The organism is Azospirillum agricola (assembly GCF_020005195.1).
Taxonomy (GTDB): Bacteria; Pseudomonadota; Alphaproteobacteria; order Azospirillales; family Azospirillaceae; genus Azospirillum; species Azospirillum agricola.
On sequence record NZ_JAIFZR010000003.1, the window covers coordinates 124,228 to 136,012 of the forward strand.

Annotated in this window: 6 protein-coding genes; 3 read left to right on the top strand and 3 right to left on the bottom strand. The window is 67.8% G+C overall.

The features are described from left to right. Window positions 1–36: 36 nt before the first annotated feature. Complete coding sequence (locus tag JN22_RS08615; protein WP_223677635.1) at window positions 37–780, bottom strand: FkbM family methyltransferase; 744 nt, start codon at window positions 778–780, stop codon at window positions 37–39. 490 nt (window positions 781–1,270) lie between these two features. Here JN22_RS08615 and JN22_RS08620 point away from each other — a divergent pair, with 490 nt between their 5' ends. Further along, window positions 1,271–5,710 carry a DUF4347 domain-containing protein gene (locus JN22_RS08620; protein ID WP_143268232.1) on the top strand — a complete coding sequence of 1,480 codons (4,440 nt, stop codon included), beginning with the start codon at window positions 1,271–1,273 and terminating at the stop codon, window positions 5,708–5,710. A 232-nt stretch (window positions 5,711–5,942) separates the two neighbouring features. Then, entirely contained in the window at window positions 5,943–9,275 is a 3,333-nt protein-coding gene (locus tag JN22_RS08625) for a right-handed parallel beta-helix repeat-containing protein (RefSeq protein WP_085553567.1), read from the top strand. Window positions 9,276–9,447: 172 nt separating this feature from the next. On the opposite strand, the gene JN22_RS08630 is transcribed toward JN22_RS08625, so the two are convergent. Continuing rightward, complete coding sequence (locus tag JN22_RS08630; RefSeq protein WP_085553638.1) at window positions 9,448–9,657, bottom strand: hypothetical protein; 210 nt, start codon at window positions 9,655–9,657, stop codon at window positions 9,448–9,450. 61 nt (window positions 9,658–9,718) lie between these two features. Continuing rightward, window positions 9,719–9,934, bottom strand: a complete 216-nt coding sequence (locus JN22_RS08635) for a hypothetical protein (RefSeq protein WP_143268233.1) — start codon at window positions 9,932–9,934, stop codon at window positions 9,719–9,721. Between the two features lie 370 nt (window positions 9,935–10,304). Between JN22_RS08635 and JN22_RS08640 the strand changes: the two genes are divergently transcribed. Continuing rightward, on the top strand, window positions 10,305–11,783 hold the full coding sequence (locus JN22_RS08640) for a M10 family metallopeptidase (RefSeq protein ID WP_179166093.1): 1,479 nt from the start codon (window positions 10,305–10,307) through the stop codon (window positions 11,781–11,783). Window positions 11,784–11,785: the final 2 nt, after the last annotated feature.

The window sequence follows — 11,785 nt, forward strand, 5'->3', positions numbered from 1 at the left end:
ATGAAAAGTCTGGGTGCCGACGGTCCCGCCCCTGCCTCACCCGAAGATCGACGAATCCTTTCTCACGCACACGTAATTCTGATAGGCGAACACCTCGCAGAAGGTCGCCGAGTATTGGGAAATGTGCAGCGCCCCCTTGGGAAGAAGGCGGTGGAATTTGTAATTCGGCAGAAAATCCCAGAAATCCTTGAAGAAGACCCGGGACACCACGTTGGTTTCGTTGAATTCGAATTGGATAATGTCCACGGCGTTCGAGCGGATCAACCCCTCGGCACCGCGCAGCACTTCCAGCTCGTGCCCTTCCGTGTCGATCTTCAGGAAATGGATGCGCGACACCCCGAGCTCGGCGGCAACCCCGTCGAGGCGACGGATCGGCACCCGGTGGCAAACCGATGGGCGTTGGTGGATGTCTTCGATGACGCCCTTGTAAAGGGAGGCGTGTTCACTGCCGTCTTCATTCTGATAATCGTAGAATTCGGCGACTTCGTCGACCGCACCGGCACCGATGTTGAAGGCCCGGATTCGGGGATCACCGTTGTCTGTCAAATTCTTGAAGTTGATCGGGTGCGGCTCGAACGCGAAGATCGACGCTGACGGACAGAACTCAAGAAGGGTCTTTGAATAGATCCCGGAATTCGCCCCCACATCGAAAATCACGGGAGACTGAAGTTTCGTCATATTGGCTCTTATGAAATGCTCTTCCCCGCTTTCCTGCATGTTCCGGTAATTCAGAATTCCGACTCCGTTCAGGGATTTGTAATATTCTTCAAAGATGTCCATGTCTCTGTTGCTCCGAAACACAACCGAAAGCTGGAGAAGCAGGCTTCCTCCTGTGTCCACCTGATCCCCATGAGGGAGTCCGCTTTTACGCCTCGGCGGCGCATCCCGCCAGCAAGGCGTTTCGCACAACCGGAAAAGCCTCTTCCAACCACCAATCGGCGCCCCTTTCCTACCTCCTATTTGCGTGCGCCGCCGATGTGAAGGCTTACCCATCGCCTCGCTTTTCAGCCTGTTCCCAGGAGAAATCGTATAGCCTGAAATCACCCCGGTAAATCATCTCTACTTCCATCATATCGGGCGAATTACCCGCCCATTCTCGACGGCCTTATCCCGATATTGCGAATTGTGGGAGCGGCAAGGACACCCTTTATTTGGTGTCGTCAACGCCACCGTTCTTCACTGTTGTCGCATCGGCTGCCAAGTGTTCTTGGCAGAACGGGGATTCATTTCCCGAGGCCGAGGCGGCGGCGCCCTTCGAGGAGTTGCCGAAGTGCACGAAATACTGATCGCGGATGCCGGCCTTCACGACGTCGACGACCTCGTCGACCGGCGACACCCAGGCATTCACACCATTCTCGTGTCCGCCGATGACGACGCCCACGCCGTCCTGGCCCAGGCTCTGGCCGTGCAGCCCCGCACCGTGCATCTCCTCGCCCATGGCGAGCCGGGCCGTGTCTTGCTGGGCAGCCGCCCGCTGGACGCGGCGTCGCTCGTCGACCGTTCCTGGCCGCAGGCCGGGGATACCGAGATCCTGATCCATGCCTGCGATGTCGCGGCGGGCGAGACCGGCCGCCGCTTCGTCGCGCGTCTGGCCGCCGCCACCGGCGCCCGCGTCGCCGCCGCCAGCCACACGGTCGGCCACGCCGATCTCGGCGGATCCTGGGATCTCGACGTCGCGACCGGCCCGATCGCCGCGGCGGCTCCCTTCACCGGCAGCGAGACCTGGGTTCACACCCTGGCCTACACCGGCACGCCGACCTCGGGCGACGACACACTGGTCGGCGACAACACCGGCAACACCATCAACGGCGGCGCGGGCAACGACTCGATCGTCGGCGGCTCCGGCACCGACAGCCTGATCGGCGGTGCGGGGGACGACACGCTGGTGGCCGGCGGCAACGACGGCCTGGTGGGCGACGTGCTGAACGGCGGCCTCGGCGCCGACCATTACGTCGGCGGTTCCGGCTTCAACGCGGTCACCTACGAGAACGCGACCGAAGGCATCATCCTCGACCTGACCAACCCGGCGAACAACACGGGGGAGGCCGCCGGCGACACCTTCGAGAACATCCAGCGCTGGATCGGGACGGAGCACGCCGACAGCCTGACCGCCGGTGACGATCCGGTGTGGTTCTGGGGCCATGGCGGCAACGACATCGAGCATGGCGGCGCCGGCAACGACACGCTGGAGGCCGGCGACGGCGACGACACCGTGTTCGGCGGCGGCGGCAACGACCTGATCTTCGGCCGCGCCGATAACGACGAGCTGCATGGCGAGGCCGGCAACGACACGGTCGGCGGCGGTGGCGGCGCCGACCTGATCCATGGCGACGCCGGCAACGACCTCCTGAAGGGCGACTGGGAAGCCGACACCATCCATGGCGGCGACGGCGACGACACCATCATCGCCGGCATCGTGACCGCCGGCACCTACACCCAGGTCCAGGCCGACGTGATCTACGGCGAGGCCGGCAACGACCGCTACATCGTCGCCAGCCAGTACGACGCCGGCACCGTCAGCTTCGACGGCGGGACCGGCACCGACACGCTGGAGATCTCCTCCGACAACATCACCGATCCGGAAGGTTACGTCGACGTCGCCTCGCCGGTGATCGACATCAGCGGCATGACGCTGACCAGCGTCGAGACGCTGGCGCTGACCGGCGCCGCCGCCCACGACATCACCATGACGGCGGCGCAGGCCGCTGGCTTCCAGACCATCACCGGCGTCGGGGCCGGTGACATCCTCCGCATCAACGGCGCCAACCTCTCCGGCACGGTGACCACGGGCAACGGCGCGGCGCTCGCGGCCGGCGCGGTGCAGATGGAGGTGGTCGGCGGCAACACCGTCCTGCACATCGGCGTCGACGCCACGGCCGGCGCCGACCTCAGCCTGACCATCGCCGGCACCCTGACCGCCGCCGACATCCAACTCAACGGGTCGGCCATCGGCTTCGGAACCACCCCGACCGGCGGGGGACCGGTCTCTCCCCCGCCCCCGCCGCCTCCCCCGCCTCCCCCGGTGGGTGGTGATCCGGGCGGCACGCCCGACGGCACCCCTGGCACCCTGGTTCCCGGCACCACGGGCAACGACACGCTGACCGGCGGGGCCGGCGACGACACGCTGGTCGGCGGCGCCGGAGCCGACAGCCTGGACGGCGGGGCCGGTTTCGACGCGGCCGGCTACGACGCCGCCACGGCCGGGATCACCATCAACCTGCTCGACCCGACGCTGAACACGGGCGACGCCGCCGGCGACACCTACACCGGCATCGAGCAGTGGATCGCCACCAACCAGGACGACACCCTGACCGGCGACAACAGCGGCGTGCGCTTCTGGGGCCGCAGCGGCGCCGATCTGCTGGTCGGTGGCACCGGCAACGACACGCTGGTCGGCGACTGGGGCCAGGACACGCTGCGCGGCGGTGCCGGCGACGACCTGTTCCTGTCCGGCCAGAACGCCGCCACCGGCTATGACGAGGTCCAGTCCGACGTGATCGAGGGTGGTGCCGGCAACGACCGCTTCCTCGTCGTCAACCAGAACGACACCGGCACGACCAGCTTCGACGGCGGGACCGGCACCGACACGCTGGAGATCACCAGCACCGACGTCACCAGCGTCGGCGGCCACGCGGTGATCGACGGGTACACCTTCCGCGCTTCGCCGGCGGTCGACATCAGCGGCATGACGCTGACCAGCGTCGAGAGGCTGGAGCTGACCGGCAACGCCGGCCACGCCGTCACCATGACCGGCGCGCAGGCCCAGGGCTTCGACAGCATCGTCGGCGGCACCGGCACCGACGTGCTGACCATCGCCGGAAGCGCCGACCTGTCGGCCAAGTCGGTCAGCGGCATCGAAGGCATCGCGGTGACCGGCGCCGCCGCCACCCTGACGCTCAGCGCCTCGCAACTGGCGGCCCTCGGCACCCTCAGCATGGCCGACGCCGCCAGTGTCCTGGAGGTGATGGCCGGGACCGCAGGCGGCGCCATCGATCTTGGCCGGACCGGCCTGTCGGGCGTCTCGCACGCCGTGATCCATGGCGGCGCCGGCAACGATGCGATCACCCTCGGCCACACCGGCAACGTGGAGATCGTCGGGGCGGCCACCGGCGACAGCCTGCTGCTGACCGGTGTCACCCTGTCCGGCACCGTCGCGGCCGGCAATGGCGCCGCGGCCGGGAACGGCGACGTCCAGATCGAGACCGTGGGCGGCCGGACCGTGCTGCACATCGGGACCGACGCCGTTGCCGGCGCCGACCTGACGGTTTCGCTGGATGGCACGTTCGAGGCGGCGCGTTTCGCCCTGACCGCCGGCGGTATCGGGATCACCGACCTGCCGGTGTCGCCTCCCCCGCCCCCGCCCCCGCCGCCCCCTCCTCCTCCTCCTCCGCCGCCGGTGGACAACGGTGGAGGCACGACCGATCCGGGTCCGGTGTCCCCACCGCCTCCCCCTCCTCCCCCGCCGCCGCCCGTCGACACCGGCAACAGCGGACCGGGGACGATCCCGGGCTGGATCGACGAACTCCTCAACGGCACTCCGTCGACCGGGACGCCGACAACCGGAACACCGACCGGCGGCACCGGCGCCGAGTCGGGCGGAATCGTCGGGCCGGCCGACCAGACCCTGACGCTGGGCAGCGGCGGTGGTGTGGTGACCGTTGGTGATTATTCGGTCCTGCTGGGCGGGGCCGGACAGGACATCGCCATCCTGACCGACAGCAACCACGTCCTCACCGTCGCCAACACCGAGACGCTGGTTGGCGGAGCGGGCATCGACACGGTGACGCTGGCCAGCACCGGCAACACCATGCTGATCCGTGGGGTCGACGCCCTGGTCGGCGGCGCCGGCTTCGACGTCATCACCACCGCCGACATCGGCAGCACGATGTGGGTCAGCGGCATCGACGTGCTGGTCGGCGGGGCGGGGCCCGACATCGCGATGATGGCCAGCGAAGGCGTCATGACCGTCGCCGGGATGGAGACGGTGGTCGGCAGCGCCGGCACCGACACGCTGCGGCTCGGGGATGGCGGCAACGCCCTGTCGGTCGCCGGGGTCGAGGCGGTGGTCGGCGGCGCCGGCATCGACAAGGTCAGCTTGCTGGCCGCCGGCACCGTCTGGGTGTCGGGCGTGGAGAGCGTCACCGGCAGCGCCGGGGCCGACACCGTGATGGTGTCGGAGGGCACCGTCCGCTTCGAGGGCGGGGCAGGTGGCGACACCATCGTCCTGGGCCTCGGCACCACCGGTGGACCTGCCGACCGCGACCAGATCGTCTTCTCCAGCCCCGACGACGGAGCGGCTCCGGGCATCGCCGCCGGGTACGACCAAGTGTCGAATTTCGCCAGCGGCGTCGACGAGGTCGTCCTGTACGGCCAGCTCCGCGCCCTGATCGACGACAATCTCGACTGGTCGCTGTCGGGCGCGGTCCGGGGTGCCGGCGAGATCAGCCTTGCCACCGACGAGGTGGTGCAGCTGTCCGGCACGATCGGCGCACTGGACGACGCAAGCTTCGCCTCGCTGCGGGCGGCGATGGGCACGCTGAAGGACACCACCGCCGACCGCGACCTTCTGGTGGTGGCGAACGACGGCACCCGCAGCGGTCTCTACCTGATCGGCGACGCCGACGGGAACAGCCTGGTCTCGGCCAACGAGGTGCGGCTGATGGGGACCTTCAGCGGCCAGATCGCGCTCACCGACCTCAAGCTCGGCTGATCCGCTTTCCAACGGGCGTGTCCGTCATCCGCGAGCACGCCGAACCTGGGGACGCTTCGCAAGAAGCGTCCCCTTTCTTTTGCAGAGGCTTCGACACGCACCGCCTCACCCTTTCCTGCAACATCCGCATTTTGCCACAATTTTTACTCAAATCGCGCAAACCGTCGTTAACGCCGATCTCCGAGCATGGCGCTCAACAGCTTCACACCCGCCAAAGCCCAAAGGCAGCGCCATGCCGAACTCCGCCTTCTTCGTCGCCGCCAACGGAAACGATTCCTGGTCCGGCCTGCTCGACGCGCCGAACGCCGACGGGACCGACGGGCCCTTCGCTTCGCCGGAGCGCGCCCTCGCGGCGATGCGGACCTCGGGCATCAAGACCACCTACCTGCGCGGCGGCACCTACACGCTGGCCTCCACCCTGACGCTGGGGGCGGCCGACAGCGGCGTCAGCCTGCTGGGCTACCCGGGCGAGGTCGCGACGCTGAGCGGCGGCGAACGGATCACCGGCTTCACGAGCCAGGGTGGCGGGCTCTACGCGGCGTCGGTGTCGCGGGTGACCGGGCTCGATCTGTCCATCGGCGGGGTGCGGCAGAAGGTGGCGCAGAGCGGCGACTGGACGGCCGGCGACGCGACGTCGGGCTGGCAGGTGCTGGAGCAGGCGGCCTCCGGCGCCAGCAAGACGGCGCTGCGCTACCAAGCGGGAGCCCAGGTTCCGGCGGCGGTGCAGGCCGGGATGATGATCCAGACCTTCGACACCGAGCGCCTGTCCGACGGCATCGCCGAGATGGCCGGCATCGACCCGGCCAGCCGGACCATCACGCTGAAGACGGCGGCGCAGTACGCCCTGCGCAGCGGCGGCACCTACCGCGTGCTGAACGACGACGCCCTGATCCGCGACGCCGGCGAGTTCGCGTGGCAGGCCGAGACCGGCCGCCTGATCGTGAAGCCCGCCGACGCGGCAGCGCTGCTGGCGCAAGGCGCCGTGGTGCCCCGGCTCGACACGCTGGTGCGGCTGAGCGGCGCCTCGGGCGTCACCATCAGCGGTCTGGCCTTCGCCGACACCCCCTACACCGGCACCGCCATCGACCTGCGCGGCGCCTCGGGCAACCGGCTGTCCGGCAACTATTTCAGCAACCTCGGTACCGCCATCACGCTGAACGGTTCCTCGAACAACTCGATCGACGGCAACCGGATGGAGCACCTGGGAGCGGGCGGCATCCAGATCACCTACGGCAGCAACGGCAACATCGTCTCCGGCAACCGCATCACCGACATCGGCACCGTGCGCAAGGACGTGTCCGGGGTCTCGCTCTACGGCGTGCAGAACAACACGATCAGCGGCAACAGCATCACCGACAGCCCGCGCTATGGCATCTCGCTGAAGAACTGGGACGCCAACACCGGCAATGTCGGAAACGTCATCGAGTACAACCGGATCGTCAACACCGGAAGCGAGACCGCGGACAGCGCCGCCATCGAGATGCTGGGCCGCTCCAACCTCGACACCAGGACGATCATCCGCGGCAACTACATCGACGGGGTGCGCGGGCTGGCGACCGACTCGTCGGGCAACTGGCTCGACCGCCAGAAGAGCTTCGGCGTCTATCTCGACGACATGACCAACGGTGTCACCGTCACCGACAATTTCATCCGCAACACCGGCTGGGCCAGCGTCTTCGTCCATGGCGGCGACGCCAACCGGATCGACAACAACGTCGCCGTGCTGGCCAACCCGCGCGAGCGCTTCGTCCGGCTGGAATGGGCGCCGCTGGGCGGCGACATCGGGCGGCTGGCCGACAACAGCATCACCCGCAACATCATCACCTCGACCACCGGCAACGATTACTGGGAGCTGTGGACCCCCGGCAGCTTCGCCATGAGCGGCAATCTGGTCCAGGGCGGACGCGGCTACAACGGGGCGGCCGGCGGCACCGACACGCAGGCCGACCCGCTGTTCGCCAACCCCGGAGCCGGAAACTACAGCCTGCAGGCCGGATCCACCGCCTTCGCTCTTGGCATCCACGACCTCGACTGGGCACGGATGGGGGTGGCGTCGACCGCCCCGATCACTCCGGTTGCGCCGGTCGTGCCGGCCAGCCCGGGCAGCACCAACCACGCGCCGGTGGTGGCCCCCAACGGAGCGGTGACCACGCGGGAAGGCATGTGGAGCCGCCTCGGCATCGCCGCGCCGACCGACCCCGACGGCGACGCGCTCTCCATCACCGTGGCGGCGCTGCCCGCCGGAACAGTGCGGCTGGCCAACGGAACGCCGGTCGCCGTCGGCACGGCGCTGTCCGCCGCCGACCTGACCGGGCTGACCCACGCGGCGCTCCCCGGCCTGGACGGCGACGCCGGCGTCTTCGCCTACACCGTCGCCGACGGCCGGGGCGGCACCGCCACCGGCGCGGTCGGCGTCACCAGCGTGTCGCAGGCCAGCCAGCTCGCCGGCTTCGACCCGCTGCGCTATCTGGCCAGCAACCCCGATCTCGCCGGCGTCTACGGCACCGACACGGCGGCGGCCACCCGCCACTATCTCGCCTACGGCCGGTCCGAGGGGCGGCCGACCGCCAGCTTCGACCCGGTGTCCTACATGGGGATGAACCCGGACGTCGTCGCCGCCTACGGCTATTCGACCAGCGCCGCGACCTGGCATTACCTGATGTGGGGCAAGGCGGCGGGCCGGCCGACCGAGGGCTTCGACGCGCTCTCCTACATCGCCGCCAACCCGGCGGTGGCGGACGCCTACGGCGCCGACCCGATCATGGGGCTGCACCACTACCTGACCTGGGGCAAGGCGGCGGGCATGAGCGACGCCGGCTTCGACGGGCTGGCCTACATCGCCTCCTACGACGACCTGATGAAGACCTACGGGGCGAACGCCTCGATGGGCGCCTTCCATTACGTCCAATGGGGCCGGCAGGCCGGACGGACGGCGAACTTCGATCCGTTGGAGTATCTGGCCTCCTACGGCGACCTGATGGACGCCTACGGCACCGATGGCCGCAAGGCGGCGGAGAACTACATCCGCTGGGGCCACGACGCCGGGCGCACGGCGAGCTTCGACGGGCTGGCCTACATCGCGTCCCACCCGGAGCTCGCCGGAGTGTACGGGCTGGACACGGACGCGGCAGCCCTGCACTATATCCGGTGGGGCCGCGCCGCCGGCTGGGGCACCAGCTTCGACCCGCAAGCCTACATGGCGGCGAATCCGGACGTCGCGGCGGCGGCGCAGGGCGACGCCGATGCGGCGACCCGCAACTACATCCTGTGGGGCCATGCCGCCGGTCGGGCGACCTCGGTGGTGGGCACCACGGCGGCCGTCAAGGCGGCGGCGGCGATGGAGTTCCAGGCCGGAACGGAGCAACTGATCCTGGACGCGTCCAGCGGAACGGCTGTTGCGCTCATGGCGGTGCCGATCCAGGTCCTCTCCTCCTCGACGTCACCGCTTCTCATCGACACCACCAGCCAGACGAACGCACTGGCCATGGCCGCCATCCCGGAAAGCCCATTGCTGTCCACGCCCGACGATCCGTCACGCAACCTGGGCTGGGGAGTTCTCGGCTGAACGACACGGTGGGATCAGGCTGGTGTCCGGCATCCGGCAACAGGGCGTCGCCTCCAATTCCCGTCGGGAAGATGGTGGAGGGTACGGTGCCTGGGTGATCGGAAGCTTGCGACCAAGGGAATGGGCAGGTTTTCTGTAACCCATCGAGGTTTCGCGCCAGATAGGAAGATTTTCAGGCAGCGACAACCTGTGATTCGGCGACGAGATAAGCGTCGTGCTGGTCGTTCAGATCCATCAGAAGATCGGCCAGGCTGTCGCGGACGAAGGGGTCGTCGGCCACCGCCAGCCTGCCCTGAACCACGGTGATGAAGCGATCCAACACGTCCAGATGCAAAGCAACAGCCGCAAAGATGTCAGCGGACGAGGCAGTCGTCGTTGTCATGATCGCCATCTCTGGAAAATGAAAATTTGAAGAGAAAAAGCGTGCAAGCTCTTCGAGGCCGTCAGGCCGCGGTGGCAACCATGGTCGGAGCCGCGAAAGCGAGGTAGGTCTCGCGCTGCTCGGTCAGGTTGGCCAGAAGGTCGGTCAGGCTGTCGCGGGCAAAGGCGTTGTCGGTCGCAACCAGCTTGCCCTGGACCACGGCGATGAACTCATCCAGCACATCCAGGTGCAGGGTGGCGGCGCTGAAGATTTCGGAGGAGAAGTTGGTCTTCGTCATGGTCGTCATCCCTGGGCTCGAAGTGAAGATCAGCGGTGTGTTTCGATGACCTCATTGAGCCATCCCTCCAGTTAACGGGACGTTAATTGTCCCTTTCGCGCTTATGCCGTTTGGTGATTACCCCTTTCATGGAATATACAGTTAAATAATACACATGAAGAGGTACCTAATTCGATTTTTCCAATCTGGCATCTTTGTTTTCAGGGCTTGCCACAAGACCCTTTTCTTCCTCTCGGTCACGTTCTTGTCTCAAGTATTACCTCGCTTGGCTGTGCCATCTTGCCGGTCGCGCTGTTGGCTCGGGATGAGTAGTCCCGATCCGCAGCGTGGGATCGTCCGGCCCGGCCGGCGTAGAAGAGGAAGGCAAGAGATGACCATCGGCACCGCCGGCGTGCCCCTGACGGGCGACCCGAACATCGATACCCTGCTGGGCGCCACCCAATGGGCGACCAGCACCCTGACGGTCGGCTTCCCGGTCGCCGGATCGAGCTGGACCGGCTACGATGCGAACGGTGAACCCTTTTCCGGCTTCACCCCGCTGACCGGCGCGCAGCAGCAGGCGGTCGGCGCGGCGTTGAGCAGCTGGTCGCGGGTGGCGAACATCACTTTCGTGCCGGTGACCGAGCCGGGACAGGAGGGTGAGATCCGCTTCGCCGGAACCTCGAAGACGGCCACGTCGGAAGCCTACTACCCCTACGCCGCGCCGATCGGTGGCGACGTCTGGTTCGGGCCACGCCTGACCGGGACGGCCGACTGGATTCCCGGCCATTACGAGTTCCAGACGGCGGTCCACGAACTGGGCCATGCGCTGGGCCTCAAGCATCCGCAGGACACGCTGGGCGGCACGGTCGCCGACCCGGCCCAGGATTCCATCGAGCTGTCGGTGATGAGCTACCGCTCCTACCCCGGGGCGCCGTTGAACGGCACCTACACGCTGGGCGCCACCTCCTACCCGACCGGGCCGATGCTGAACGACGTGGCGGCGATCCAGGAGCTCTACGGCGCCAACTACACCACCAACGCCGGCGACGACGTCTACCGCTTCACGCCCGACCAGGGCGTCCTCTTCCAGACCGTGTGGGACGGCGGCGGCAACGACACCTACGACCTGTCGGCCTACACGACCGGCGTGTCGGTGACGCTTGCCCCCGGCGGCTGGAGCAGCCTGTCCTCCGCCCAGCTCGCCCAGTTGAACATCGCCGACCCGACCGCGTTCGCGCGTGGCAACATCGCCAACGCCTACCTGCACGACGGCGACCCGCGGTCGCTGATCGAGAGCGCGGCCGGTGGAGCCGGCAACGACACGCTGGTCGGCAACCAGACCGGCAACGTCCTGGTCGGCGGCGGCGGGGCCGACACGCTGATCCTGCCGGCCGACGGCGTGACCGACCAGATCGGCTACATCGCCGTCAACGATGGTTCCTCCCCCGGCGTCAGCGCCGGCTTCGACCAGATCACTGGGTTCGAGACGGGCGTGGACAAGATCGTGCTGGCCGGGGGCTTGCGGGCCCTGCTCGACGACAATCTCGACGGCCTCCTGTCGGGCGGCGACCGCGCCACCGGCCAGATCAACATGGCGATCGACGAGGCGGTCCGGCTCACCGTCCCCGTCGCGTCGCTGGTCGATGCGGGCTATGCGTCCCTGATCGCGGCGATGGGGCCGCTGGTGCCGGGAACGGAGCCGGCCGACCACGACCTGTTGGCGATCGCCAGCGACGGGCTGAACAGCGGGCTCTACCTGATCGGCGACGCCAACGCCGACTACCAGTTGGCGGCGACCGACATCCGGTTGCTGGGCCTGTTCGGCGGCAATGCCACCCTGGGCGTCGGCGATCTGGCGTTCGTCTGATC

Bases quoted from the DNA above. Each gene is read 5' to 3' on its own strand.
- JN22_RS08630 (WP_085553638.1), bottom strand. From the start codon at position 9,657: ATGACAACGACGACTGCCTCGTCCGCTGACATCTTTGCGGCTGTTGCT.
- JN22_RS08615 (WP_223677635.1), bottom strand. From the start codon at position 780: ATGGACATCTTTGAAGAATATTACAAATCCCTGAACGGAGTCGGAATT.
- JN22_RS08625 (WP_085553567.1), top strand. From the start codon at position 5,943: ATGCCGAACTCCGCCTTCTTCGTCGCCGCCAACGGAAACGATTCCTGG.
- JN22_RS08635 (WP_143268233.1), bottom strand. From the start codon at position 9,934: ATGACGAAGACCAACTTCTCCTCCGAAATCTTCAGCGCCGCCACCCTG.
- JN22_RS08640 (WP_179166093.1), top strand. From the start codon at position 10,305: ATGACCATCGGCACCGCCGGCGTGCCCCTGACGGGCGACCCGAACATC.